Genomic DNA, 317 nt, shown 5'->3' on the forward strand with positions numbered 1-317 from the left:
TGTGGGTGATTAGCTCAGTTGGGAGAGCATCGCCCTTACAAGGCGAGGGTCACTGGTTCAAGTCCAGTATCACCCACCACATATAAACCTACTATATTAATAGTTTTTTAAAACTGTAATATGGGTCGTTAGCTCAGTTACAGGAAAAGAGAGCATCACCGCTTTTTATAAAAGATGGCGTGGTTCACTGGTTAAACTCCAGTACTACTTACTACAGGTAGTAGCATGTAATATGGGTCGTTAGCTCAGTTGGGAGAGCATCGCCCTTACAAGGCGAGGGTCACTGGTTCAAGTCCAGTACGACCCACCATTCTTAG

The 317-nt window shown here is 44.8% G+C and carries 3 tRNA genes; all 3 read left to right on the forward strand.

The features are described 5' to 3' along the window. Window positions 1–3: 3 nt before the first annotated feature. The 3 genes from AN393_RS19755 to AN393_RS19760 all read left to right on the forward strand — a co-directional run bounded on the left by AN393_RS19755 (window position 4) and on the right by AN393_RS19760 (window position 310). A tRNA-Val gene (locus AN393_RS19755) sits at window positions 4–79 on the forward strand. Between the two features lie 43 nt (window positions 80–122). Further along, window positions 123–211 (forward strand) — tRNA-OTHER (locus tag AN393_RS20270). 23 nt (window positions 212–234) lie between these two features. Then, window positions 235–310, forward strand: a tRNA-Val gene (locus AN393_RS19760). The last annotated feature ends 7 nt before the right edge of the window (window positions 311–317 follow it).

This window comes from Pseudoalteromonas sp. P1-25, from assembly GCF_001401805.1.
Taxonomy (GTDB): domain Bacteria; phylum Pseudomonadota; class Gammaproteobacteria; order Enterobacterales; family Alteromonadaceae; genus Pseudoalteromonas.